Here is a 24,167-nt window from a genome sequence, read left to right as displayed (position 1 = left end):
CAGGCTGATACCGCCCAAGAGTTCATATCGACGGCGGTGTTTGGCACCTCGATGTCGGCTCATCACATCCTGGGGCTGAAGCCGGTCCCAAGGGTATGGCTGTTCGCCATTTAAAGTGGTACGCGAGCTGGGTTTAGAACGTCGTGAGACAGTTCGGTCCCTATCTGCCGTGGACGTTTGAGATTTGAGAGGGGCTGCTCCTAGTACGAGAGGACCGGAGTGGACGAACCTCTGGTGTTCCGGTTGTCACGCCAGTGGCATTGCCGGGTAGCTATGTTCGGGAGAGATAACCGCTGAAAGCATCTAAGCGGGAAACTTGCCTCAAGATGAGATCTCACTGGAGCCTTGAGCTCCCTGAAGGGCCGTCGAAGACTACGACGTTGATAGGTTGGGTGTGTAAGCGCTGTGAGGCGTTGAGCTAACCAATACTAATTGCCCGTGAGGCTTGACCATATAACACCCAAGCAATTTGCGTCGAACGACCAGATTGCGGTGTTGTGAAGACGAAACGAACCGAAAGTTTGCAACTCACAAACATCACATACCCGATTCGCTGGAGTGTCTGAACAAGACCTTCTGGCAACAGAATTTCTTGACGACCATAGAGCATTGGAACCACCTGATCCCATCCCGAACTCAGTAGTGAAACGATGCATCGCCGATGGTAGTGTGGGGTTTCCCCATGTGAGAGTAGGTCATCGTCAAGATTAAATTCCGAAACCCCTATCTGCACATGCAGGTAGGGGTTTTGTCTTTTCCGACACTGATAAAGCCTCCCTTCCTACCGGTTCTATTGCAGAGCCTGTCTGCATGAAATTAGCAGGGCCATGGTATGGTTTCCCTCTGCCCGCACTGCCTCAAGGACGTCCCATGCCGCACGTTAACCCACTCCTTCCAGGATTCATGGTGGTACATGGCAATCGCCTGGATGAACTTCGCAGCCTGGTCGTGAGCTGGATGCGCCGCTACCCGCTGGCACCCTTGGAAAACGAGATCGTTCTGGTACAGAGCAACGGTATTGCCCAGTGGCTCAAACTGGCATTGGCGGAAGATCCCGAGGAGGATGACCTGGGTGGCTGCGGAATTGCGGCAGCCATCGAGGTGCAGCTACCTGGTAGCTTTATGTGGCAACTGTACCGACGTGTTCTTGGGCGTGATGAAATTCCGGAAGTTTCCCTGCTGGACAAGGCCCCACTGACCTGGCGGTTGATGCGGCTGTTGCCCGAGCTCATCGATAAACCACATTTCGAACCTCTGCAACGCTTTCTCACTGACGACAGTGACTTGCGCAAGCGCTACCAACTGGCCGAACGCTTGGCTGACCTGTTTGACCAATACCAGGTCTACCGTGCCGACTGGCTCAAGGACTGGGCTGCCGGGCGGCACGTGTTGAACACTGCTCGGGGTGAAACCAGGCCTTTGCCGGCTGCCAACTGTTGGCAAGCCGAGTTGTGGCGTGCGCTGTTGCTCGATGTCGGAGAAGAAGGCATGGCCCAAAGCCGGGCCGGTGTGCATCAACGTTTTATCGAGCGCATCAACAGCATTGAGCAAGCACCGGCAGGACTCCCTTCGCGGGTAATCGTCTTCGGTATTTCCTCCTTGCCGGCCCAGGCCCTGGAGGCCCTGGCTGGCCTGGCGCGCTTCAGCCAGGTCCTGCTCTGCGTGCATAACCCCTGCCGTCACCACTGGGCGGATATCGTCGCTGACAAAGATCTGCTGCGCCACCAGTACAAGCGCCAGCAACGCAAGCAGGGCATGCCCAACCTGATCGATGCCCAGTCCTTGCATCAGCATGCTCACCCATTGCTGGCTGCCTGGGGCAAACAAGGGAGGGACTACATCAACTTGCTGGACAGCTATGACAATCCAGCGAGTTACCGCACGGCTTTCAGTGACGGGCGCATTGACCTTTTCAGTGAGAGTCAGCCGGGTACTTTGCTCAATCAATTGCAGGATGACATTCTTGAGCTGCGCCCCTTGGCCGAGACCCGCGAGTTGTGGCCTGCAGTCAATCCGGTGAAGGATCGCTCGGTCCGCTTCCAGATCGCGCACAGTCCACAACGCGAAGTGGAAATACTTCATGACCAGCTACTCGCCCGCTTCAGCAGCGATCCGGAGCTGCGTCCCCGTGACGTGATTGTCATGCTGCCGGATATCGACACCTACGCTGCGCATATACGCGCGGTGTTCGGTCAGTTGGGCCGTGACGACTCACGGTTCATTCCGTTTACCCTGACCGATCAGGGCCAGCGCGGTCGTGACCCGCTGCTGATTGCTTTAGAGCATCTGCTGAAATTGCCGGACAGTCGCTTTGCCGTCAGCGAGGTGCTTGATTTGCTTGATGTGCCGGCTCTGCGCGCCCGTTTCGCCATCAAGGAAAGCGATTTACCGACCCTGCATCGCTGGATTGAAGGCGCCGGTATTCGTTGGGGCTTGAATGCCGAGCAGCGAGAAAGCCTGGGCTTGCCCGGGGGTTTGGAGCAGAACAGTTGGCGGTTCGGCTTGCGACGCATGTTACTCGGCTATGCCGTAGGCGTCGGTGAAGGCTGCGAAGGGATCGAGCCGTTTGATGAAATCGGCGGACTGGATGCTGCATTGATAGGCCCGTTGGTGGCTTTGCTCGATGCCCTGGAAATTGCCTATCAACAGTTGTCTGAGCCTGCGCCTGCCGCGCAGTGGGGCGAGCGTCTGCATGCCCTGTTGCAGGTGTTTTTCCTGGCAGAAACCGAGCACGACGAATACATGCTGGTGCAGTTGCAGACGTTGCGCGAGACCTGGTTGCAGACCTGTGAGTCAGTGGGCCTTGAAGACTTGCTGCCGTTGACTGTGGTCCGCGAGGCCTGGCTGGCCGGACTCGACCAAGGCCGCCTGTCTCAACGTTTCCTGGCTGGCTCGGTGAACTTCTGCACGCTCATGCCCATGCGTGCTATCCCATTCAAAGTGGTGTGTCTGCTCGGTATGAATGACGGTGATTATCCGCGCGCGCAACCGCCACTGGATTTCGACCTTATGGGCAGTGACTACCGTCCTGGCGATCGCTCGCGTCGCGAGGACGACCGCTATCTATTGCTTGAGGCCTTGCTCTCTGCGCGAGACCAGTTGTACGTGAGCTGGGTCGGACGCAGCATCCGTGACAACAGCGAGCGCCCAGCCTCGGTACTGATCGGACAACTGCGCGATCATATCGCAGCAGGTTGGCAACTGTTCGGCGCCAAGGAAGACAGCAAACTCGATGGTGGTGAACAACTGTTGCATGCCTTGACCGTTGAGCACCCGTTGCAGCCTTTCAGCGCCCGATACTTTTACAAGGGTAACAATCTGTTCAGCTACGCGCGGGAGTGGCAGGCGTTGCACCTGGCAAGCGAGGGGCAGGCCAAGGCAGAGGACGAACTGCTGCCTTACGAAAACGATGAAGCGCTGAGCCTGCCCTTGCTGCAGGACTTCTTGCGTCATCCGGTGCGGCACTTTTTCAGCCAGCGCTTGAACGTCTTTTTCGAGTCGCTGCAAGCGCCGCTGGCAGATGAAGAACCCTTTGTCCTCGATGCGTTGCAGCGTTACAACCTCAGTGAAAGTATGTTGGCCGCGGCGCTGGCTACACCGCAGGAAGTCGACCAGGCACTTGAGCGTCAGGCGCGTCGCCTGCAGGGCTACGGCATGCTGCCATTGGCCGGTTTCGGTCAAAGCCTGCAAGCTGAGCTGATTGAACCATTGCCAGATCTTTTGCAGCGTCACCAACAACTGCTGCGGCAGTGGCCCACTACGTTGGACAGCGCTTTGCCGATCCGCTTCGAATTTCGCAAGCTCAAACTCGAAGGCTGGCTGGGCCGGGTGTACCAGGGCAACGATAACTCCTTGCTCAGCATCATCACGTTGCCCAATAGCATCAGCAGCGGCCGTTCGCTCAAATGGCATCGGCTTACCTCAACCTGGGTCATGCACCTTGCCGCCTGTGCTGTAGGCCTGCGTTTGCACAGTGCCGTGGTTGCGACTGATATCACGTTGTTGCTCGCGCCCATTGAACAGGCTCGGGCTGCCGATGTGCTTGGTGATCTGTTGCTCGCCCGCCACGCCGGGATGTGCGCACCGCTACCGATCGCAGTCAAGACAGCCTTTGCCTGGCTGGGCCAAGGCGACCCAGACAAGGCCTTGGTCGCTGCTGCCAAGGCGTATGAAGGAGATGGCCAGAACAGTTTTGGAGAACGCAGTGAAAGCACCGCATTGGCACGTCAGTTCACCGACTTCGCGGCCCTGACGGCTAGCGAAGAGTTCGAGGGCTGGTGCGAAGCCTTGTACCGACCGATGTTCGATGCGCCCTGGCAGACCTTGGGCAACGAGGAGAATGCTCAATGAGTCGCAACACGCCACTGGCACTGACCTTCCCACTGCACGGCAGTCAGCTGATCGAGGCCAGCGCCGGTACCGGAAAGACATTTACCATTTCTGCACTCTATTTGCGCCTGGTGCTAGGCCATGGCGGCGAGCAGGGTTTCGGGCGCGAATTGTTACCGCCGCAAATTCTGGTAGTGACCTTTACCGACGCGGCGACCAAGGAGCTGCGTGAGCGAATTCGTACCCGTCTGGCTGAAGCTGCGCGTTTCTTCCGCGGCGAATTGACGGCGGTCGACCCTTTGCTGCAATTGTTGCGTGACGACTACCAAGCAGACCTGTGGCCTGCGTGTGCCAATCGTCTTGATGTAGCCGCGCAGTGGATGGACGAGGCTGCAGTCTCAACCATTCACAGTTGGTGTCAGCGCATGTTGCGCGAACATGCTTTCGACAGCGGCAGCCTGTTCACGCAAACACTGGAAACCGACCACAGCGAGTTGCTCGGACAGGTCATGCGCGATTACTGGCGGCGCTTTTGCTACTGTATGCAAGGTGATGCGCTGGCCTGGGTGCGGAGTAACTGGGTGAGTCCCGATGCTTTACTGCCCCGGGTGCGTGCCCTTTTTGGTCGCCAACGTATCGAGAGCACCACAGAAGAACCGCAGGCATTGATCGAGGCGGTGTTGCAGCAGCGGGCAGAGCAATTGCGCAAGCTCAAGGCTCCATGGGGGCAGTGGTCCGGCGAATTGCTGCAGATTTGTCGAGACGGCTTGGCTGCCAAGCAAGTCGACGGTCGCAAGATGCAGGCGCGTTACTTCGAGCCCTGGTGCGAGAAGCTTGCCCAATGGGCGGCCGACGAACAGGCACTGGAACTTGATCTGGGCACCGGTTTCACTCGCCTTACGCGCTTCGGCATGGCCGAAGCGTGGAAGGGCGAACCGCCAAGTCATCCGGCACTGCAGGCCATGGAAAGCCTGAAAAAGGAACTCACGGCGCTGCCTACTCCCGATGCCTGTCTGCTGGAACACGCTGCCGCCTGGGTCGGCGCGCGCTTCGAGCAGGAAAAGCGTCGTCGTGCAGAGATGGGCTTCGACGATATGCTGGTACGCCTCGATCACGCCTTGCAAGGCGATACGGGTGAGCGTCTGGCGGGTTTGATCCGCGAGCAGTTTCCTGTGGCCTTGATCGATGAGTTTCAGGACACCGACCCTGTCCAGTACCGGATCTTTCAACGTATCTACCGTATCGAGGACAACGTCCGGGATACGGGCTTGTTCATGATAGGTGACCCTAAACAGGCAATCTACGCCTTTCGGGGGGCCGATATCTTTACCTACTTGGGCGCCCGTCGCGCTACCAGTGGACGCTTGCATAGCCTAGACACCAACTACCGCTCCAGTGCTTCGATGGTCAGCGCAGTCAACCATGTGTTCATGCGCGCCGAACTGAATGAGCTTGGTCGCGGCGCTTTTCTGTTCCGAGAAGGTGGTGACAATCCGGTGCCTTTCGTCGAGGTCAAGGCCCAAGGTCGCGGTGAACAGTTCCAGGTTCATAGACAAACGCTAGCCGCTCTCAATCTGTGGCAGTTAACCAGCGACGAGCCCGTTTCCGGCGCGGTCTATCGACAGCAATTGGCTGCCAGCTGCGCCAGCCAGGTTGTTGCGCTGCTCAACGGTGGGCAGCAGGGCCATAGTGGATTTCTCCAGGCCGACCAGTCGCTACGTGGCTGCCTGCCTTCAGATATCGCCATCCTGGTGCGCGATGGTCGTGAGGCGCAGTTGATTCGGGCTGAACTGGCCGCTCGCGATGTACGCAGTGTGTACCTCTCAGACAAGGATTCGGTTTTCGCCGCGCAGGAAGCCCAAGACCTGCTGGCCTGGCTCAAGGCTTGTGCCGAGCCGGATGTCGAGCGCCTGCTGAAGGCTGCACTGGCCAGCATCACGTTGAATCTGCCGCTGGCGGATCTGGAGCAATTGAACCAGAACGAGCGGGTGTGGGAGCGCTGGGTCATGCAATTCCGCCAGTACCGGTTGATCTGGCGAACCCAGGGCGTATTGCCGATGCTGCGACGATTGCTGCATGACTTCCAACTGCCGCAGGTGTTGATCGCTCGCAGCGATGGCGAGCGAGTGTTGACCAACCTGTTGCACCTGGCCGAGCTGCTGCAGCAGGCGGCCACGGAGCTGGATGGCGAGCAAGCTTTGATTCGCCACCTGGGCGAGCACTTGGCCAGCGTCGGACAGGCGGGAGAAGATCAGATCTTGCGTTTGGAAAGCGATGAGCAACTGGTCAAAGTGGTGACTATCCACAAGTCCAAAGGGTTGGAGTACCCGCTGGTATTTCTGCCGTTCATCTGTACCAGCAAACCGGTAGATGGCCAGCGCTTGCCGTTGGCCTGGCACGACAGCGACGGGCACGCGCATCTCACCTTGACCCCGGACGCGGAGCAAATCGCCCTGGCCGACGATGAGCGGCTGGCTGAAGATCTGCGTCTGCTCTACGTCGCCCTGACCCGTGCCCAGCACGCGTGCTGGCTAGGCGTTGCAGACCTCAAGCGCGGCGCTGGCAAAACCTCGTTGTTACACCGTTCGGCGCTGGGCTATTTGCTGGGCGGGGGTGCCCCACTGGCAAACTCCAGTCAACTCAATGACTGGTTGCAGGCATTGCAAGCCGACTGTTCGGCGATTGCTTGCAGCGCCATGCCCGAGCCAGATGAGCAGGCCTATAGCGCGCCACTCAATCACTCGGAGCTTTTGCCCGTACGTGAGCCCAAGCGTCGTGCTGCCGAGAACTGGTGGATTGCCTCCTACAGTGCCTTACGAATAGGCGAGGACGCGATGACCCTGGCAGCAGACAGCTCTCAGGCTCAACAACTACTGGATGACGAACGACCCGATCCGCAGCAACTGCGCGAAGTTGCGCCCGGCAGCGGTGATATCCATCGCTTCCCGCGTGGCCCGAATCCCGGGACGTTCCTTCACGGCTTGCTCGAATGGGCAGGGCTCGAAGGCTTTGCGCAGGTGACGGCCAACGACGCAGCGCTCAAGCGTACGGTCGGCCAGCGCTGCAACCGTCGTGACTGGGAGGGCTGGATCAACACCCTCAGCGACTGGCTGAAACAATTGTTGCTGCAGCCCATGGCGCTGGAACCGGCGAGCCCGATGGTCGCCTTGAATCAGCTGAGCCAGTACCAGATCGAGATGGAGTTCTGGTTTGCCAGCCATAGGGTCGACGTCGGTCAACTGGATCGCCTGGTGTGTGAGCACACCCATCAGGGCGCGAGCCGAATCGCGGCTCAGCCGGCCCAGCTCAACGGTATGTTCAAGGGCTTTATCGACTTGGCTTTCGAACATGATGGGCGCTTCTATGTGGCCGATTACAAGTCCAACTGGCTGGGCCCCGATGATCTGGCCTACAGCGAGCTGGCCATGGAGTCGGCGATTCTAAGTCACCGCTACGATCTGCAATATGTGCTGTATCTGCTGGCCTTGCACCGTCAGTTGCGTGCGAGGCTGCCGGACTACGACTACGACCGGCATGTGGGCGGTGCACTGTTCATCTTCTTGCGTGGCGTGCACTCGGCGAGCGGTGGCGTGTATTTCGTCAAGCCGCCACGGGAACTGATCGAGCGCCTCGATGCTTTGTTCCGCGGTGTCAGTAAACCGCAGCAACATGACCTGTTCCTGGGAGATGCACCATGAGCCGTACGCTCGATGATCTGCTGCCGACACCGCTGGATGCCCGGCATTTGGCGGCACTTGAGCCATTGAATAACAGTGCCGATCTGCTCGCGCTGCTTGATCGCTGGGTTGAGCGCAATTGGCTGCGCGCCCTGGACCGGGCTTTTGTCGGATTCCTCGAGGAGTTGGACCCGCAAGGTGATTCCCTGGTCCTGCTCGCCGCAGCGCTTGCCAGCCATCAGTTGGGGCATGGCCATGTTTGCCTGGACCTGGGCGAAACGTTGGCCGAGCCTGACTTTGCCCTGTCGTTGCCGCCGGAGGGTGATGCCCTGGCCGGCCCCTTGTTGCTACCGTCGCAATTGCTTGAGCAACTGACCTTGGCAACCTGGTTGCAGCGTCTGGCCGACAGCCGTCTGGTTGCCAATGGTGCCCGGAAGGAAGATGCCGCTCGGCCCTTGGTGCTGAGTGGCCAGCGCTTGTATTTGCGCCGTTACTGGACCTATGAACGACAGATCGACGGCGCCTTGCGCCAGCGCCTTGAACAGGTCGAAGCCATTCCATCCGATTTGCCAGCGCGCTTGGCGCAGTTGTTTGCCACGGGCAGTCAGGCAAGGCAGGTGGACTGGCAAAAGCTGGCCTGTGCCCTGGCCACACGCGGTGGGTTCAGCATCATTACCGGCGGTCCGGGTACCGGCAAGACCACGACCGTGGTGCGTTTGCTGGCCTTGCTTCAGGCGCCAGCGGTAGAGGCCGGACGGCCGCTGCGTATACGGCTGGCAGCACCTACAGGCAAGGCGGCGGCGCGTTTGACCGAGTCGATTGGCCAGCAGGTCGAACGTCTGTCGGTTGACGCCCAGGTGCGGGAAAACATCCCTACCGATGTCTCGACCGTGCACCGCTTGTTGGGCAGTCGCCCCGGATCGCGGCATTTTCGTCATCACGCGGGCAACCCTTTGCCGTTGGATGTATTGGTGGTCGACGAAGCCTCGATGATCGATCTGGAAATGATGGCCAATCTGCTTGCCGCGCTACCCGCTCATGCCCGTCTGGTGTTGTTGGGCGACAAGGATCAATTGGCATCGGTGGAAGCCGGCGCCGTGCTTGGCGATCTGTGCCGCGATGCCGAGGCCGGACGCTACAGCCCCCAGACTCAGGCCTGGCTTGAACAGATCAGTGGTGAGTCATTGGCGGGCAGTGAACTGCAACCTGGCAGCCGTGAGCAATTCCCACTGGCGCAGCAGGTGGTGATGTTGCGCTTTTCCCGACGCTTTGGTGAGAGCAGTGGTATTGGCCGGCTGGCACGCCTGGTCAATCTGCAAGACGCTGAACAGGCCCGGGCATTGCTCAAGCAAACTCAAGATGATGTGTACGGTTTGACCCTGCGCGGCGAACAGGACCGCGCCCTCGACCGTCTGCTGCTTGATGGTCTGGGTAGCAGCGATGGGCCGCAGGGCTATCGCAGCTATTTGCAGGCAATTGGACGCCAGCGCCCTTCACTGGCCACGCCAGCGCTAGACCCACGCTGGGAAGCCTGGGCGATGGCGGTGTTGCAGGGATTTGAAACGTTCCAGCTGCTGTGCGCCGTTCGTAAGGGGCCGTGGGGCGTCGAAGGGTTGAACCAGCGTGTTGCTCGGGTATTGGGTGCCGCCGGATTGATCGATGTCGATCAGCCTTGGTATGAGGGGCGCCCCGTACTCATGACGCGCAACGACTATGGCCTCGGCTTGATGAATGGCGACATCGGCATAGCCTTGCGCCTGCCGGATGAGCAACAGCCTGGTCAGCAGGTGCTGCGGGTAGCCTTTGCTCGAAATGACGGCCGCGGCGGCGTACGGTTTGTACTGCCTAGTCGCCTGAACGATGTGGAAACCGTGTACGCAATGACCGTGCACAAATCCCAGGGCTCCGAGTTCGACCATACTGCCCTGGTGCTGCCCGATGTTCTCAATCCGGTGTTGACCAAGGAGTTGATTTACACCGGTATTACCCGGGCAAAAAGCTGTTTTACTTTAATCGAGCCGCGTCAGGGAGTGTTTGAAGACGCAGTGCGTCGCAAGGTCAAACGTATCTCCGGACTCATGCTGGAGCAGGTATGAACAGGGTGAATCGGACTTTGAGCGGATTTTCAGGAGGGCGTTCCCTCACTGGGAATATGGCCATTGTGCTATCGTTGCGACATGATTTTCTAGCGTTCTGAGATTTCCTTCATGAAAGTGGCCGCCTCGACATCGGGACGTGTAACGAGTCCTGGGCGCTCGCTGGTGGCCGCTTTTTCCTTGCTGTTTGCCACCCTGGCCTGCGCCGAATCAACGCAGACTTCAAGTATGGCCGAGCAACGTGCTTCTGCCGTAACTCAGGTAGTGCTGGGCATACTCAGCTACGCGCGCTGGCCGGTGGAGCCGACGCAGCTGCGTTTGTGTCTGGTTGGCCCCACCGAGTACACCGACGACCTGGTAAAGGGCACCACGCAGGCTACAGGCCGTGCATTGGTGGTAAGGCGCTTGCTGGCCGGGGATCCGCGCATTGCCAATGAATGCGACGCGGTTTATCTCGGCCAGATGAGCGAGGATGAACGACGCCAGTTGTTCAGTGCCATTGCTGGTCATCCGGTCTTGAGCATCAGTGAGGCCGACGACCTTTGCACCGTCGGCAGTGTGTTTTGCCTGCGTGTTAGCGACCAGCAGGTGGCGTTCGACGTCAATCTTGATTCAGTCTCGCGTAGCGGCGTACGCATCCACCCCTCTGTGTTGCAATTGTCGCGTCGGCGGGCGGCACATCCATGATCGGTTTTGGCTGGGGAAACCAGCGTCCGACCTTACGTGCGGTGCTTGGGCGTCGCCATTTGAGCGTGGCCTTGCTGGCCGTCGGCTTGGCAGGTATTTCCCTGACGTTGCTGGGGGTGCTGGCGTTGCGGTCATATGCCAACCACAACCTGCACTTGATCGCGCGCTCGATCAACTACACGGTCGAGGCCGCCGTGGTGTTCAATGACAGCAGCGCGGCCAATGAAGCCCTGGCCTTGATCGCGTCCACGGAAGAACTGGCCGACGTCAAGGTGTTCGATGACAGCAACCAACTGATGGCGAGCTGGCATCGCAGTGACGACAGCCTGCTGGCGCGGATGGAACAACAAGTTGCGCACATGTTGCTGGATGAGCCGGTCACCTTACCGGTAATGCATCAGGGGCAGCAGGTCGGTCGCATCGAATTGATCGGACAGGGGGGGAGCTTGATGCGCTTCCTGCTCAGTGGCTTGGCCGGCATCATTTTTTGCACAGCGCTCAGTGTCGTGGGGGCCTTGTACCTGTCGCGGCGTATGTTCGGTGATATCGTCGGGCCTTTGCGCAGCTTGGCCACGGTCGCCCACGCTGCGCGCCGCGAGCGCAGTTTCGACCGCCGCGTGCCATCAGCACAGATTGCCGAACTCAATGAGTTAGGCAACGACTTCAATGCCCTGCTCGACGAACTGGAAAGCTGGCAGAACCATCTGCAGCGCGAGAATCGGAGCCTGGCGCACAAGGCCAGTCACGACAGTCTGACCGGTTTGCCCAATCGCGCCTTTTTCGAAGGCAGACTCAGCCGCACGTTGCGCAATGCCAGCAAATACCAGGAGAACATGGCGCTGCTGTTTCTCGACAGCGACAACTTCAAGGACATCAATGACAGCCATGGCCATGCCGCGGGCGATGAAGTACTGGTGAGTGTTGCCAACCGGGTGCGCTCACAACTGCGCGAGAGTGACCTGGTGGCCCGTTTGGGGGGCGACGAGTTTGCCGTGCTGCTGGCGCCGCTGCACAGTCGTGAAGATGCCATGCGCATCGCCGAGAAAATCATTGCCAGCATGCATGTGCCGATCTACCTGTCGGCAGGACAAAGTATTGTCACCTCGTTGAGTGTCGGTATTGCCTATTTCCCGGATGATGGTCTGACGCCATCGGACTTGCTTCAAGCCGCCGATGCGGCGATGTACCAGGCCAAACGCAACACCCGAGGCCAGTGGCAAACGGCAGAGACGGAGCACTCTGCCAATCAAGTAAAAAACAGGAGCTGAACCGTGACACACCTGAGTCAATATCTACGTTCTCACTTTATCTGGCTGGCCCTGATGCTGCTGGCCCTGGCGGGTTGCCAGAGCACACCACCCAAAGGCCTGACTGCTGAGCAGATCGCCATGCTCAAGCAACAAGGATTCCAATTGACCGATGAAGGCTGGGAGTTCGGCTTGTCGGGTAAAGTATTGTTCGGTAGCGACCTGGATTCACTCAACAGCGAGAGCCGAGCCATCGTCGAGCGTATTGGCACGTCGCTGTTGTCGGTGGGCATCCAGCGCGTGCGCGTTGATGGTCACACCGATTCTTCCGGCAAGGCGGCCTACAACGAGCAACTGTCGCTGCGTCGTGCAAAGAGCGTGGCCAACGTGCTCACGGCCATTGGCATGCGCGCGGAAAACGTCGAAACCCGAGGCTTGGGCAGTCGCGTACCGGTGGCCAGCAATGACACCCGCGCCGGCCGAATGGAAAACCGCCGGGTCGCCATCATTGTCGCCTCCGACTAATCGGCGAAGCTCATCGTGCGCGACTCGCCCATCAACAGTGGCGCGTTGCGCTCCGTCACCCCGCGGATGTAATCCCGCAACAGGGTAATCCGCTTCTAAGTCCTATCACTACAGACGCAATGGCAGATCGTGTTTCTCATGGGCTCTACGAATTTTTCAGTGAGTTCCATGCATTCGCTCACAATCCATTCGTTAGTCTTTGAATCCCGGCAAGCCCTGAGCAGCACGCCATTCCTTCACCACCCGCGTGACGTCTTGCGCCGATCCGCTTGATCCATTTTCTGGGTAGTAAATGAGGTCGGTACCATCTGGATGACCGGTAACTTCACAAAATTGGTCCAGCAGAACATCTAACACGTCATCAGTTGCTGATTTGTTTTCAGCCAGCAGCTTGAGCATGAAGCTGATGAATTCGTCTTCGGTGCAGTCGCTGATATCTTTTTTCATTATCAGTGTTAACCGTTTCTATAAATATCGATGTGGTGTTTGGGGGTTACGACGTTCGTGTTGTTTGATTACACCTCCAGCCGTGCGCACGACGCACCGTTGCGCTTGCTGGAACGCTATCGCGGGTATGTCAGGACCGACGATTACACAGGCATAATGTGTTGGCGTTGCCCCCGCGTCCCGCGACTCGCCCATCAGCAATGGCGTGATGCGCTCCGTCACCCCGCGGATGTAATCCCGCAACAGGGTAATCCGCTTCCAAGTCCTATCACTACAGACGCAATGGCAGAGTGTGTTTCTCATAGGCTCTACCAATTTTCAGTGAGTTCCATGCGCTCGCTCGCAATCCATTCGTCAGTCTTTGAATCCCGGCAGGCCCTGAGTAGCACGCCATTCTTTCACCGTTTGCGTAATGCCAGCCGCTGAATCATCGGCATCGTCTTCTGGGTAGAAAATCAAATCAGACCCAGCAGGGTGCTCGCTCACCTCTTCAAAGTGGAACACTAGCTTGTCCACTTCCGGCTGCGTGTCATCGTGACTAATGATGCGCTGTAGCAGGTCTACAAATTCGTTTTCTGTGTAGTCGCTGATTGTGTTTTTCATGGTTTCTACCAATTAATTCAGCGAGTTCCATGCGCTCACTTACAATCCATTCGTTGGTCTTTGAATCCCGGCAGGCCCTGAGCAGCACGCCATTCCTTCACAATCTGTGCCACGCCTTTAGGGGAGTTGTCTGCACCGCTACCTGATTTGTTGAAGAGCTATCAGTCGGCGAAGCTCATCGTGCGCGACTCGCCCATCAACAGCGGTGCGTTGCGCTCGGTCACCCCACGGATGTAATCCCACAACAGGGTAATCCGCTTCAACTTGCGCAAGTCCTCGCGGCAGTACATCCAGAATTGCCGGGTAATCTCCACCTCATCGGGCAGTATCGCTACCAGGCGTGGGTCTTGTGCGGCCAGAAAGCAGGGCAGGATCGCCAGCCCACGGCCCTGTTGAGCCGCCACGTACTGGGCGATCACGCTGGTGCTGCGCAGATTGGCACTGGCGGAGGGGATCAGGTTGGCCAGGTACAGCAACTCCGAGCTGAAGGCCAGGTCGTCGACGTAGCTGATGAATTGATGACGCGCCAGGTCGCTGCTGCGGGTGATTGGTTCATGGCTGTCCAGATATTCCTGGGTGGCGTATAGGCGCAGGCGGTAGTCGCACAATTTGCAGCATACGTAGGGACCGTGCTCTGGTCGTTCCAGGGCGATGACGATGTCTGCTTCGCGCTTGGACAGGCTGATGAAATGCGGCAGCGGCAGGATGTCCACCGAGATAGCCGGGTAGGCATCGACGAAGTGGCTCAACTGCGGTGTAACAAAAAAACTGCCAAAGCCTTCGGTGCAGCCCATGCGCACATGCCCGGACAGCGCCACGCCGGAGCCCGATACCTGTTCGCAAGCCATGTGCAGGGTGCTTTCGATCGACTCGGCGTAGCTGAGCAGGCGCTGGCCCTCAGCGGTCAGGACAAAGCCGTTGGTCCGCGATTTCTCGAAGAGCAGGGTGCCCAATGCGCTTTCCAGCGAACTGATGCGTCGGGACACCGTGGTGTAGTCCACCCCGAGGCGCTTGGCCGCGCTGCTGGCCTTGCGGGTACGGGCTACCTCCAGAAAAAACTTCAGGTCGTCCCAGTTCAAAGCGCCTAGCGAAGTGATGTTTTTTTGCATGTTGGTCCGGCTTTTATGTGCGTTTTTATTGGATCTTTGCACATCTATACTCCAAAACAAGCCCTAGACCCAAGCGCCCGTCGTGGTTGTCCCGGCGGCGTCGATCTCTCCCTAACAACAATTTCAGGAGAACGCACATGAACGCATCCCTTACTCCCGGCCAAACCAAGGTCGAGCAGGTCAAGCTGCTGATCGACGGCCAATGGGTCGAATCGAAGACCAGCGAATGGCGCGACGTGGTCAATCCGGCCACGCAACAAGTGCTCGCCCGTGTGCCGTTCGCCACTGTCGAAGAAGTTGATGCAGCCATCGCTGCCGGCCAGCGTGCTTTCAAGACCTGGCGCGACACGCCGATCGGCGCACGCATGCGCATCATGCTCAAGCTCCAGGCGCTTATCCGTGAGCATTCCAAGCGTATCGCTGTGGTACTGAGCGCCGAGCAAGGCAAGACCATCGCCGATGCTGAAGGCGATATTTTCCGCGGCCTGGAAGTGGTCGAGCATGCGTGCAGCATCGGCAGCCTGCAAATGGGCGAGTTCGCTGAGAACGTCGCTGGTGGTGTCGATACCTATACTCTACGTCAGCCAATTGGGGTGTGCGCGGGCATTACGCCGTTCAACTTCCCGGCGATGATTCCGCTGTGGATGTTCCCGATGGCCATCGTCTGCGGTAATACCTTCGTCCTGAAACCGTCCGAGCAGGATCCGCTGTCGACCATGATGCTGGTGGAGCTGGCTCTGGAAGCCGGTGTTCCGGCCGGTGTGCTGAACGTGGTACATGGCGGCAAGCAGGTGGTCGACGCCCTGTGCACTCACACTGACATCAAGGCCATTTCCTTTGTCGGTTCCACAGAGGTGGGCACCCACGTCTACAACCTCGCAGGTCAGCACGGCAAACGCGTGCAGTCGATGATGGGCGCGAAGAACCACGCCGTGGTGCTGCCGGACGCCAACCGTACGCAAACCCTGAACGCCCTGGTCGGTGCCGGCTTCGGCGCGGCTGGCCAGCGCTGCATGGCGACTTCGGTGGCGGTATTGGTCGGCAAGGCGCGTGAGTGGCTGCCCGAACTCAAGGCGCTGGCTGCAAACCTCAAGGTCAACGCCGGTAGCGAACCTGGCACTGACGTCGGTCCGCTGATTTCCAAGCGTGCCAAGGAGCGCGTGCTGGGTCTGATCGAAAGCGGCATCCAGGAAGGTGCCAAGCTTGAGCTCGATGGCCGTGATGTGAGTGTGCCAGGCTTTGAGCAGGGCAACTTCGTCGGGCCAACCCTGTTCTCCGGGGTGACCACCGACATGCAGATCTACACCCAGGAAATCTTCGGCCCCGTACTGGTGGTGCTGGAAGTCGACACCCTCGACGAAGCCATTGCCCTGGTCAACCGCAACCCGTTTGGTAACGGTACTGGCCTGTTCACCCAAAGTGGTGCTGCGGCGCGCAAGTTCCAGAACGAAATCGACGTCGGCCAGGTCGGAATCAATATCCCGATTCCCGTGCCGGTCCCGTATTTCAGCTTCACCGGTTCGCGTGGTTCAAAACTTGGCGACCTGGGCCCGTACGGCAAGCAAGTGGTGCAGTTCTACACTCAGACCAAGACCGTCACCAGCCGCTGGTTCGATGACGACAGTGTCAACGACGGTGTGAACACCACTATCAGCCTGCGCTAAGGAGTTCATCATGCGTATTGCATTCATCGGCCTTGGCAACATGGGCGCGCCAATGGCCCGCAACCTGATCAAGGCCGGACACCAGCTGCAGCTGTTTGACCTGAACAAAACCGTGCTGGCCGAGCTTGCCGAACTCGGCGCCCAGATCAGCAGCTCGCCGCGTGATGCAGCGCAGCAGAGCGAACTGGTCATCACCATGTTGCCTGCCGCCGCCCATGTGCGCGGTGTGTACCTGAACGAAGACGGTGTGTTGGCAGGCGTGCGTGCCGGCACCCCGGTGGTTGACTGCAGCACCATCGATCCGCAGACCGCCCGAGATGTCGCCGCTGCGGCGGCCAAGCAGGGTGTGGATCTGGCCGACGCACCGGTATCAGGCGGTACCGGCGGTGCGGCCGCGGGCACCCTGACGTTCATGGTCGGTGCCAGCGAGGCGCTGTTTGCCACGCTGCAACCGGTACTGGCGCAGATGGGGCGCAACATTGTTCATTGCGGTGAGGTAGGGACTGGCCAAATCGCCAAGATCTGTAACAACCTGCTGCTGGGCATTTCGATGGTCGGGGTTTCCGAAGCCATGGCCCTGGGCAATGCCTTGGGAATCGACACGAAAGTGCTGGCGGGCATTATCAACAGCTCCACGGGGCGCTGCTGGAGCTCCGATACCTACAACCCCTGGCCGGGCATTGTCGAGACCGCGCCAGCGTCACGGGGTTATACCGGTGGCTTTGGTGCCGAGTTGATGCTCAAGGACCTGGGCCTGGCTACCGAAGCTGCGCGCCAGGCGCATCAACCGGTAATCATGGGCGCCGTGGCCCAACAGCTTTACCAAGCCATGAGCCTGCGCGGTGATGGCGGCAAGGACTTCTCGGCGATTGTCGAAGGCTATCGCAAACCCGAGTAACCAGGCATCGCTAGCAAGGCGGGCTTCCACAGGTACTGCGCACACCTGATTCTGTGGGAGCTCGCCTTGCCAGCGACGGGTTGTTTGGCCGCCCGGATGTAATCAGGCAAAAACGAAATATTTGCGCACCGTCTCCACCACCTCCCAGGTGCCTTTCATTCCCGGCTCGATCACGAATACATCACCTGCCTTCAGGTGAATCGGTTGCTCGCCTTCCGGCGTGATCACGCAGTAGCCGTCGAGGAAATGACAGTATTCCCACTTCTCGTAATTCACCTCGAACGTACCCGGGGTGCAGATCCATGTGCCCATGATCTTGCTGCCATCTGTGGAGAGGTAGGCGTTGAGGTTCACGGTGTGCGGGTCGCCGGCAATGCGTTTCCACTTGGTTGCATCCAGTACCGGGGTCGGGCAGGTGTTGCGTAGAACGGTGATGAAGTCGGACATGTCAGCTCCAAACGGTCTGATGAGAGGTCCGTTACCATAGGTCCGATCTAGTCGCTGGAGTTGTCTGGGCTCGACCTCGAGCGCTCGATCTGCGCCGCTTGCTGTTGGGCTTGCAGGTGCCGCACCAACGCTTGGCCATGCCCAGGCAGGCTAGCGAAGTCACGCGCACACAACAGCAATTGACGCTGGGCCCAGGGTTCTTCGAGGCTCATGCTGCGCAAGGCCAGTACGCCCTGCCAGCGCCGCACGGCTGCCAGCGGCACCACCCCCAATCCTGCGCCATGGGCCACCATGCGGATCATGCCATCGAAGCCTTCGGCCCGAACTCTCACCTGGAGTCGCTGGCCAAGGTGCAGGGCTTGCTCTTCAAGATGCAGGCTCAAGGCACTGTCCGTCGACAGGCCCACGTAGCCATGGGCGAGAGTGTCGGCAAAACGCAGGTGGGTGTGGACGGCCAAGGGATGTTCGGGCGCCATGATCAGCACGAGCGGGTCGTCACGAAAAGCGCGCGTTTGCAGGTGCTCGCTGGTAACGGCGGTAGAAATGATGCCGATATCCGCCGCGCCCTGGGTAATAGCCTGGACAATACGCAAACTCGGCAGTTCCTGGACGTCAAGGGTGATGGCCGGATGCCCGGCCAGAAAGCCTGCGAGCAGTTCAGGCAGGTATTCGCTCAATGCTGCGGTGTTGCACAGCAAGCGTACCTGGCCTTGCAGGCCCAGGGCATATTGGGCCAGATCGAACTGCAAGCGCTCCACCTGCTGGCCGATCAGCCGCGCATGCTGGAGCAGGGCCTGACCCGCCGGGGTCGCTTGTACGCCACGGCGGTTTCGTTCGAGCAGTGCTGTACCAAGGCATGCCTCCATGGCACGAATACGCGCACTGGCTGCCGGCAGGGAAAGATGGCTGCACTGCGCACCGGCAGTGATGTTGCCGCATTCCAGCGTGTGCTGGAAAAGTCGCAGGTCAATCAGATCGAAATGCATGAGCCTCTGCCTGGGCAATAGTCTGGCTCAGTATATGGCAGATATTCAGCGGTCGGCGCGGCAGGCACCATGACCCCATGACGAACTTCATTGGCTTTTATCAGGAAATTGGCCCGGCTCTATCGCTGCTGGTACTGCTCACTTTTGTTCTGGCGGGCGCGGTGAAGGGCGTGATCGGTTTGGGTTTGCCGACCGTTGCCATGGGCGTGCTCGGGGTGGCTATATCTCCGGCACAGGCTGCGGCGCTGCTCATCGTGCCCTCAACTTTGACCAATCTCTGGCAACTGGCTGCGGGCGGGCATTTGGCAGCGTTGTTGCGGCGCTTGTGGCCGCTGATGCTGATGACCTTTGTTGGCACCCTGGTGGGCAGTGCCTGGCTGGGAATCAACAGTGGTGCCTGGGCGGCCCACGCTTTGGGTGGGGCGCTGCTGGTGTATGCAGTGTATGGATTGGTCGCTCGTGGCTTCGCGACGCCGCCCTCATGGGAACGCTGGAGCGCCCCCGTGTGCGGTTTGCTCACCGGAATAGTTACCGCGGCCACGGGCGTCTTCGTCATTCCTGCGGTGCCTTACTTACAGAGTCTAGGCCTGAGCCGCGATGAGATGGTTCAGGCTTTGGGCCTGTCTTTCACGGTGTCGACGCTGGCGTTGGCGCTGGGCCTGGCTGGTCAGGATGCACTCGGTGCGCAGACGTTGGCAGCGTCCTTGCTGATGCTGGCGCCGGCGCTGCTGGGCATGCTGGCGGGCCAATGGTTGCGCCAACGCATCAGCGCCGCGCTGTTCAAGCGCTGTTTCTTTGTCGGCCTGGCGCTGCTTGGCGCGCACCTGTTGCTTAACGGCTAGCGGAGGACGGGCTGAGCATATCGATCAATTGAATGTCGAAGTCGCGCTCCAGATAGTCCATGCGTTTGTCGAAGAATGCCTGCATGTGCGGCAGGGCCGAGTGCACATCCAGCGCGGCTTTGCTGGCCCAGATCTCGTAGAACACGAACAGGCTCGGATCCTCCTTGTCGCGCAGCATGTGGTATTCGATGCAGCCGGGTTCGGAACGGCTGGGTTGCACGTAGGCGCGGAACAGTGCTTCGAAGGCCTCGGCTTTTTCCGGACGGGTTTTGGCTTTGAGAATGAAGCCGTAGGGTTCGCTCATGGTGCACCTCTGGTTTGGGGTGAACTGATTTTATTTCATTAATGTGTGTTGTATTCGTGCTTTTAGGACAAAAGTAATTTGCGTGGGCGATGGTTTTTCTGCCGTGTTTCTACCTCTAATCTGCCGCCATCCAAATTGATCCGATCCGACGGCCAAGACGCCGTAGTTGATCGCACGACAGATGAGGCAAGTGATGAAAAAAGTTCTATTGCTCAACGGCGGTAAAAAATTTGCTCACTCCGATGGCCGTCTGAACGAAACCTTGCATGAGGCCGCCCTAGCGTTCCTCGATCGTGCCGGTTTCGACGTCAAGACCACCTACATCGATGGCGGTTATGACAACGCCGAAGAAGTGCAGAAGTTCCTCTGGGCTGATGTCATCATCTATCAAATGCCAGGTTGGTGGATGGGCGCTCCATGGACGGTGAAGCAGTACCTGGATGAAGTGTTCACAGCAGGTCACGGCAGTCTCTATGCCAACGATGGGCGCACACGTTCCGATGCGTCGCAGAAGTATGGCAGCGGCGGCCTGATTCAGGGCAAGCAATACATGCTCTCTCTGACCTGGAACGCACCGCAGCAAGCGTTCGATGACCCGGATGATTTCTTCGAAGGCAAGGGTGTGGACGCGGTGTACTTTCCCTTCCACAAGGCCAATCAGTTTCTCGGTATGAGCGCGCTGCCGACCTATCTGGCGGTAGATGTGATGAAGCGTCCAAACGTCGAGGCCGCAGTTGCTGCCTATGAGCAGCACCTTGCCCAGGTTTTCCAGATCCAGGCCTGATGAAACCTTGCGTTGCCTGCTACAAGCGGCTATCTATCACGGCTGTCGTTCACCCCGAGGTACAGCCGTGAAAGCCAGATCCGATGAATTGCAGGTGTTCGTCTCGGTCATCGAGTGCGGCTCTATTTCCGCGGCGGCCGAGCAGGGCGGGCAGACGCCTTCGGCGATCAGTCGCACCTTGTCGCGCCTGGAGGCCAAGCTTGGCACCACGCTGATCAACCGCACCACCCGGCGTATGGACCTTACTGAAGAAGGACGGTTTTTCTTCGAGCGGGCCAAGTCGATCCTGCAGCAGATGGACGATCTCGAAGAGCACCTGTCGGTCCATCACCAGACACCTTCAGGACGCCTGCGCATCAATGCTGCCTTGCCCTTCATGCTGCACGCAATCGTGCCCTGGGTGAGTGAGTTCCGCACGCTGTACCCGCAGATTCAGTTGGAGCTCAATACCAGCGACTTGATCATCGATTTGATCGAACAGAGTACGGATGTGGCCATTCGTATTGGTGACTTGGCCGACTCCAGCCTGCATGCGCGCTCGTTGGGGTGCAGTCCACTGAACGTCTTGGCCAGCCCGGACTATTTGGCGCGCCATGGTCAGCCCAAACGAGTCGAAGACTTGTTGGAGCATTCGCTGCTGGGCTTCACCCAAACCGAAACGCTCAACCATTGGCCGATACGTCATGCCGAAGGGGATCGCCTGCTGATCCGTCCGAGCCTGTCTGCTTCCAGCGGTGAAACCCTGCGTTCACTGGCCTTGGCCGGAGAAGGCATTGCTTGCCTGTCGCACTTCATGACGCATGAAGACATTCGAACGGGGCGCTTGCAGGTGGTGCTGCCCGAATTCAACAGCGGCTATCGTCAGCCAATCAACGCCGTGTACTACCGTAACTCGCAGTTGGCCCTGCGCATTCAGTGTTTTCTCGATTTCATTCAGCACAAGCTGGCGATCTACGCCTGCTGATTGCTTCAAGCGCGACAAAACCTTCCTGCAAACGGCGATTTTTCCGGCGCTGTTTGATTAGTTTTCGGACATCAGCCTTAATGGCTGTTCAACGAAAACAACACCAAGGAAGCTCTCATGCGCGTTGTGATGTTCCGAACCCTGGGCCTGAGTGCCGCGATAATCGCCAGCTCATCGGCCTACGCTGTGACGTTGGAGGGTGGCGCGGTAGCCGCCCCCGATCAATATGGTGCACAGGTAGCCGCTGAAGTGCTCAAAAAAGGCGGTAACGCGGTAGACGCCGCCGTCGCCACCGCCTTTACCCTGGCGGTGACCTACCCTGAAGCCGGGAACATCGGCGGGGGTGGTTTCATGACTCTGTACATGGATGGCAAACCCTACTTCCTCGACTACCGCGAAGTAGCGCCCAAAGCTGCCAGTCGCAACATGTACCTGGACGAAAAGGGCGAGATCATTGAAAACCTGAGCCTGGTCGGTTCCCGCGCAGCCGGGGTACCAGGCACGGTGATGGGCTTGTGGGAGGCGCATCAGAAGTTCGGCAAGTTGCCTTGGGCCGAGTTGATCACCCCGGCAGTGGGCTACGCGAAAAACGGTTTCAAAATTGCTGCCAAGCAGTACCAGTATCGCGAAGATGCCTTGGGATTGTTCAAGGACAGCACCAACTTCAATGACTACTTCGGCAGCATGAAAGTTGGCGAAACCTTCAAGCAGCCTGAGTTGGCGCAAACGCTGGAGCGCATAGCCGACAAGGGCGTCAGCGAGTTCTATCAGGGCAAGACTGCCGATCTGCTGGTCGCGCAGATGCAGGCCGACAACGGCTTGATCAGCAAGGACGACCTCAAGGACTACAAAGCTGTATGGCGTGATCCGATGGCGATCGAGTGGCGCGGCAACATGGTCTATACCGCTCCGCTGCCAAGCTCGGGTGGCGTAGCCCTGGCACAGCTGCTGGGCATCAAGGAAAACCGTGCAGCGGACTTCAAGGGCGTCGAGCTCAACTCTGCCCGCTACATCCATCTGTTGGCAGAAATCGAGAAGCGCGTGTTTGCCGACCGTGCCGATTACCTGGGAGACCCGGCGTTCTCCAAGGTGCCTGTGGATAAGTTGATTGCCAAGGACTACCTGGTAAAACGCGCCCAAGAGATCAATCCGACGGCAATTTCCGAAACCGAAAAAGTCCGTCCGGGCCTGGAACCGCATCAGACCACTCATTTCTCCATCGTCGACAAGCAGGGTAACGCGGTCAGCAACACCTACACCCTGAACTGGGACTATGGCAGTGGCGTCGTGGTCAAGGGGGCGGGCTTCCTGCTCAATGATGAGATGGACGACTTCAGTTCCAAGCCAGGCGTGGCCAATGCGTTCGGCGTGGTGGGCGGCGATGCCAATGCCATCGAGCCGGGCAAGCGCATGCTCTCGTCCATGGCGCCGACGCTGGTCACGCGCGATGGCAAGGTCACGTTGGTACTGGGCACGCCGGGCGGCTCGCGGATTTTCACTTCGATCTTCCAGGTGTTGAACAACCTGTATGACTACAACCTGCCACTGGAAAAAGCCGTAGCCGCACAACGTGTGCATCACCAACTGCTGCCTAAGGACACTATCTATTTCGATGCCTACGCGCCGCTGACTGGCAAGGTTGCCGAAGAGCTGAAGAAGATGGGTTACATCCTTGAGGATCAAGGTTGGGAAATGGGTGATATCCAGGCGATCCGCGTCAATGGCACGACGTTGGAAACCGCTTCCGACCCACGTGGTCGTGGGGTTGGACACGTTATCAAGTAAGCACCACCGCTCCTGCAGATCATGATCTGTAGGAGCGGCTCGGTTTTATGCTCAGACGCGGAAGTGGCTGACCAAGGTTTGTAGCTGGTTGCCAAGTCGAGCCAGTTCAACGCTGGAGGCCGCAGTTTCATCGCTGGCCGCCGCGGTCTGCTCCGAGACGTCACGCACATTGAGGATGCTGCGGCTGATCTGCTCGGCCACTGCGCTCTGCTGTTCGGCTGCCGCTGCAATCTGCTGGTTCATCGACTGAATGCTCGACACGGTGCGCGTGATGCTTTCCAGCGAAGCCCCGGCCTTGCGCGTCAGTTCAACACTGCTTTCGGTCAAGTTGCGGCTGCCGTGCATCACATTGGCCACCTGTTGAGTGCCGCTCTGCAGGCCGGCCACCAGTTCTTCAATCTCTTCGGTGGACTTCTGCGTGCGTTGAGCCAGGCCGCGAACTTCATCGGCAACAACCGCGAAGCCACGTCCGGCTTCACCGGCGCGAGCTGCTTCGATCGCTGCGTTCAGCGCCAGCAGGTTGGTCTGTTCGGCAACCGACTTGATGACATCCATGACGCTGCCGATCTTCTGGCTTTCCTGCTGCAACTGCCCCATGGCTTCGGTGGAGCGACGCACTTCTTCAGCCAGGCGTTCGATCTGGCCGATCGCCTCGGCAACCACCTGGTCTCCGGCGCGTGCCTGAGCGTCGGCATCGGTAGCGGCAGAGGAGGCGTGTTCGGCGTTGCGTGCGACTTCTTGCACGGTGGCAGCCATTTCGTGCATGGCGGTAG

Annotated in this window: 19 protein-coding genes, 2 rRNA genes and 3 pseudogenes (1 of these 24 running past the window's edge); 15 read left to right on the top strand and 9 right to left on the bottom strand. The window is 59.0% G+C overall.

The features are described 5' to 3' along the window. From D3Z90_RS23470 to D3Z90_RS23435, 8 genes are all read left to right on the top strand, one after another. Positions 1 to 453, top strand: a 23S ribosomal RNA gene (locus D3Z90_RS23470) (it extends 2,437 nt beyond the left edge of the window). 138 nt (positions 454 to 591) lie between these two features. Then, a 5S ribosomal RNA gene (rrf, locus tag D3Z90_RS23465) occupies positions 592 to 707 on the top strand. A gap of 163 nt (positions 708 to 870) precedes the next feature. Continuing rightward, the gene (recC, locus tag D3Z90_RS23460; RefSeq protein ID WP_136478272.1) at positions 871 to 4,350 is read left to right on the top strand and encodes an exodeoxyribonuclease V subunit gamma; all 3,480 of its coding nucleotides are present in this window, start codon (positions 871 to 873) and stop codon (positions 4,348 to 4,350) included. Then, positions 4,347 to 8,027, top strand: coding sequence for an exodeoxyribonuclease V subunit beta (recB, locus tag D3Z90_RS23455; protein WP_136478271.1), 3,681 nt, complete (start codon positions 4,347 to 4,349; stop codon positions 8,025 to 8,027). The genes recC and recB overlap by 4 nt, the downstream gene beginning before the upstream one ends. Beyond that, positions 8,024 to 10,102 carry an exodeoxyribonuclease V subunit alpha gene (gene recD, locus D3Z90_RS23450; protein WP_136478270.1) on the top strand — a complete coding sequence of 693 codons (2,079 nt, stop codon included), beginning with the start codon at positions 8,024 to 8,026 and terminating at the stop codon, positions 10,100 to 10,102. Before recB ends, recD begins: the two co-directional genes overlap by 4 nt. Positions 10,103 to 10,213: 111 nt before the next feature. Next, on the top strand, positions 10,214 to 10,789 hold the full coding sequence (locus D3Z90_RS23445) for a YfiR family protein (RefSeq protein ID WP_136478269.1): 576 nt from the start codon (positions 10,214 to 10,216) through the stop codon (positions 10,787 to 10,789). Next, positions 10,786 to 12,057 (top strand): diguanylate cyclase domain-containing protein, encoded by a 1,272-nt coding sequence (locus D3Z90_RS23440; protein WP_136478268.1) that lies wholly within the window; start codon positions 10,786 to 10,788, stop codon positions 12,055 to 12,057. Before D3Z90_RS23445 ends, D3Z90_RS23440 begins: the two co-directional genes overlap by 4 nt. Positions 12,058 to 12,111: 54 nt before the next feature. Next, positions 12,112 to 12,561: an OmpA family protein gene (locus tag D3Z90_RS23435; protein ID WP_136479031.1), complete on the top strand. Its 450-nt coding sequence runs from the start codon at positions 12,112 to 12,114 to the stop codon at positions 12,559 to 12,561. On the opposite strand, the pseudogene D3Z90_RS23430 reads toward D3Z90_RS23435, so the two are convergent. Then, positions 12,558 to 12,656, bottom strand: a pseudogene (locus D3Z90_RS23430) (LysR family transcriptional regulator); the annotation flags it as partial. The gene D3Z90_RS23435 and the pseudogene D3Z90_RS23430 sit on opposite strands and share 4 nt — an antisense overlap. A gap of 97 nt (positions 12,657 to 12,753) precedes the next feature. Beyond that, the gene (locus D3Z90_RS23425; protein ID WP_136478267.1) at positions 12,754 to 13,008 is read right to left on the bottom strand and encodes a bacteriocin immunity protein; all 255 of its coding nucleotides are present in this window, start codon (positions 13,006 to 13,008) and stop codon (positions 12,754 to 12,756) included. A 57-nt stretch (positions 13,009 to 13,065) separates the two neighbouring features. Between D3Z90_RS23425 and D3Z90_RS27205 the strand changes: the two are divergent. Continuing rightward, positions 13,066 to 13,200, top strand: a pseudogene (locus D3Z90_RS27205) (hypothetical protein); the annotation flags it as partial. A 162-nt stretch (positions 13,201 to 13,362) separates the two neighbouring features. Here D3Z90_RS27205 and D3Z90_RS23415 read toward each other — a convergent pair. From D3Z90_RS23415 to D3Z90_RS23405, 3 genes and pseudogenes are all read right to left on the bottom strand, one after another. Continuing rightward, entirely contained in the window at positions 13,363 to 13,611 is a 249-nt protein-coding gene (locus D3Z90_RS23415; protein ID WP_136478265.1) for a bacteriocin immunity protein, read from the bottom strand. A gap of 35 nt (positions 13,612 to 13,646) precedes the next feature. After that, positions 13,647 to 13,742 (bottom strand): annotated as a pseudogene (locus tag D3Z90_RS23410) (bacteriocin immunity protein); the annotation flags it as partial. A gap of 30 nt (positions 13,743 to 13,772) precedes the next feature. Further along, a complete protein-coding gene (locus D3Z90_RS23405) occupies positions 13,773 to 14,720 on the bottom strand; it encodes a LysR family transcriptional regulator (RefSeq protein ID WP_136478264.1) in 948 nt (315 codons plus the stop codon). Between the two features lie 137 nt (positions 14,721 to 14,857). Between D3Z90_RS23405 and D3Z90_RS23400 the strand changes: the two genes are divergently transcribed. Continuing rightward, positions 14,858 to 16,384 carry a CoA-acylating methylmalonate-semialdehyde dehydrogenase gene (locus D3Z90_RS23400; RefSeq protein ID WP_136478263.1) on the top strand — a complete coding sequence of 509 codons (1,527 nt, stop codon included), beginning with the start codon at positions 14,858 to 14,860 and terminating at the stop codon, positions 16,382 to 16,384. Positions 16,385 to 16,394: 10 nt separating this feature from the next. Further along, entirely contained in the window at positions 16,395 to 17,282 is an 888-nt protein-coding gene (gene mmsB, locus D3Z90_RS23395) for a 3-hydroxyisobutyrate dehydrogenase (RefSeq protein ID WP_136478262.1), read from the top strand. 102 nt (positions 17,283 to 17,384) lie between these two features. Here mmsB and D3Z90_RS23390 read toward each other — a convergent pair whose 3' ends face one another. Together D3Z90_RS23390 and D3Z90_RS23385 are read right to left on the bottom strand one after the other, a co-directional pair. Then, positions 17,385 to 17,729 carry a cupin domain-containing protein gene (locus D3Z90_RS23390; protein WP_136478261.1) on the bottom strand — a complete coding sequence of 115 codons (345 nt, stop codon included), beginning with the start codon at positions 17,727 to 17,729 and terminating at the stop codon, positions 17,385 to 17,387. Between the two features lie 47 nt (positions 17,730 to 17,776). Then, positions 17,777 to 18,715, bottom strand: coding sequence for a LysR family transcriptional regulator (locus D3Z90_RS23385; RefSeq protein WP_136478260.1), 939 nt, complete (start codon positions 18,713 to 18,715; stop codon positions 17,777 to 17,779). A gap of 77 nt (positions 18,716 to 18,792) precedes the next feature. On the opposite strand from D3Z90_RS23385, the gene D3Z90_RS23380 reads away from it, so the two are divergent. After that, a complete protein-coding gene (locus tag D3Z90_RS23380; protein WP_136478259.1) occupies positions 18,793 to 19,557 on the top strand; it encodes a sulfite exporter TauE/SafE family protein in 765 nt (254 codons plus the stop codon). Here D3Z90_RS23380 and D3Z90_RS23375 read toward each other — a convergent pair. After that, positions 19,547 to 19,861, bottom strand: a complete 315-nt coding sequence (locus D3Z90_RS23375; protein WP_136478258.1) for a putative quinol monooxygenase — start codon at positions 19,859 to 19,861, stop codon at positions 19,547 to 19,549. The two genes, D3Z90_RS23380 and D3Z90_RS23375, sit on opposite strands and share 11 nt — an antisense overlap. A 193-nt stretch (positions 19,862 to 20,054) precedes the next feature. On the opposite strand from D3Z90_RS23375, the gene D3Z90_RS23370 reads away from it, so the two are divergent. The 3 genes from D3Z90_RS23370 to ggt all read left to right on the top strand — a co-directional run bounded on the left by D3Z90_RS23370 (position 20,055) and on the right by ggt (position 23,394). Next, positions 20,055 to 20,645 carry an NAD(P)H-dependent oxidoreductase gene (locus D3Z90_RS23370; RefSeq protein ID WP_136478257.1) on the top strand — a complete coding sequence of 197 codons (591 nt, stop codon included), beginning with the start codon at positions 20,055 to 20,057 and terminating at the stop codon, positions 20,643 to 20,645. Positions 20,646 to 20,712: 67 nt separating this feature from the next. Continuing rightward, entirely contained in the window at positions 20,713 to 21,609 is an 897-nt protein-coding gene (locus tag D3Z90_RS23365; protein ID WP_136478256.1) for a LysR family transcriptional regulator, read from the top strand. A gap of 117 nt (positions 21,610 to 21,726) precedes the next feature. Then, positions 21,727 to 23,394, top strand: a complete 1,668-nt coding sequence (ggt, locus tag D3Z90_RS23360; protein WP_136478255.1) for a gamma-glutamyltransferase — start codon at positions 21,727 to 21,729, stop codon at positions 23,392 to 23,394. Positions 23,395 to 23,445: 51 nt separating this feature from the next. Here ggt and D3Z90_RS27470 read toward each other — a convergent pair whose 3' ends face one another. After that, on the bottom strand, positions 23,446 to 24,159 hold the full coding sequence (locus tag D3Z90_RS27470) for a methyl-accepting chemotaxis protein (RefSeq protein WP_371922334.1): 714 nt from the start codon (positions 24,157 to 24,159) through the stop codon (positions 23,446 to 23,448). Between the last annotated feature and the right edge of the window lie 8 nt (positions 24,160 to 24,167).

The organism is Pseudomonas sp. DG56-2 (assembly GCF_004803755.1).
Classification (GTDB): Bacteria; Pseudomonadota; Gammaproteobacteria; order Pseudomonadales; family Pseudomonadaceae; genus Aquipseudomonas; species Aquipseudomonas auratipiscis.
This window is presented reverse-complemented; position numbering and strand designations above follow the sequence as displayed.

What these genes read in the sequence shown, in the direction of transcription:
- D3Z90_RS23400 (WP_136478263.1), top strand. Translation starts at nt 14,858, where the DNA reads ATGAACGCATCCCTTACTCCCGGCCAAACCAAGGTCGAGCAGGTCAAG.
- recD (WP_136478270.1), top strand. Translation starts at nt 8,024, where the DNA reads ATGAGCCGTACGCTCGATGATCTGCTGCCGACACCGCTGGATGCCCGG.
- D3Z90_RS23370 (WP_136478257.1), top strand. Translation starts at nt 20,055, where the DNA reads ATGAAAAAAGTTCTATTGCTCAACGGCGGTAAAAAATTTGCTCACTCC.
- D3Z90_RS23380 (WP_136478259.1), top strand. Translation starts at nt 18,793, where the DNA reads ATGACGAACTTCATTGGCTTTTATCAGGAAATTGGCCCGGCTCTATCG.
- D3Z90_RS23435 (WP_136479031.1), top strand. Translation starts at nt 12,112, where the DNA reads ATGCTGCTGGCCCTGGCGGGTTGCCAGAGCACACCACCCAAAGGCCTG.
- D3Z90_RS23390 (WP_136478261.1), bottom strand. Translation starts at nt 17,729, where the DNA reads ATGTCCGACTTCATCACCGTTCTACGCAACACCTGCCCGACCCCGGTA.
- D3Z90_RS23385 (WP_136478260.1), bottom strand. Translation starts at nt 18,715, where the DNA reads ATGCATTTCGATCTGATTGACCTGCGACTTTTCCAGCACACGCTGGAA.
- ggt (WP_136478255.1), top strand. Translation starts at nt 21,727, where the DNA reads ATGCGCGTTGTGATGTTCCGAACCCTGGGCCTGAGTGCCGCGATAATC.
- D3Z90_RS23425 (WP_136478267.1), bottom strand. Translation starts at nt 13,008, where the DNA reads ATGAAAAAAGATATCAGCGACTGCACCGAAGACGAATTCATCAGCTTC.
- D3Z90_RS23440 (WP_136478268.1), top strand. Translation starts at nt 10,786, where the DNA reads ATGATCGGTTTTGGCTGGGGAAACCAGCGTCCGACCTTACGTGCGGTG.
- D3Z90_RS27470 (WP_371922334.1), bottom strand. Translation starts at nt 24,159, where the DNA reads ATGCACGAAATGGCTGCCACCGTGCAAGAAGTCGCACGCAACGCCGAA.
- D3Z90_RS23375 (WP_136478258.1), bottom strand. Translation starts at nt 19,861, where the DNA reads ATGAGCGAACCCTACGGCTTCATTCTCAAAGCCAAAACCCGTCCGGAA.
- D3Z90_RS23405 (WP_136478264.1), bottom strand. Translation starts at nt 14,720, where the DNA reads ATGCAAAAAAACATCACTTCGCTAGGCGCTTTGAACTGGGACGACCTG.
- recB (WP_136478271.1), top strand. Translation starts at nt 4,347, where the DNA reads ATGAGTCGCAACACGCCACTGGCACTGACCTTCCCACTGCACGGCAGT.
- D3Z90_RS23445 (WP_136478269.1), top strand. Translation starts at nt 10,214, where the DNA reads ATGAAAGTGGCCGCCTCGACATCGGGACGTGTAACGAGTCCTGGGCGC.
- D3Z90_RS23415 (WP_136478265.1), bottom strand. Translation starts at nt 13,611, where the DNA reads ATGAAAAACACAATCAGCGACTACACAGAAAACGAATTTGTAGACCTG.
- mmsB (WP_136478262.1), top strand. Translation starts at nt 16,395, where the DNA reads ATGCGTATTGCATTCATCGGCCTTGGCAACATGGGCGCGCCAATGGCC.
- recC (WP_136478272.1), top strand. Translation starts at nt 871, where the DNA reads ATGCCGCACGTTAACCCACTCCTTCCAGGATTCATGGTGGTACATGGC.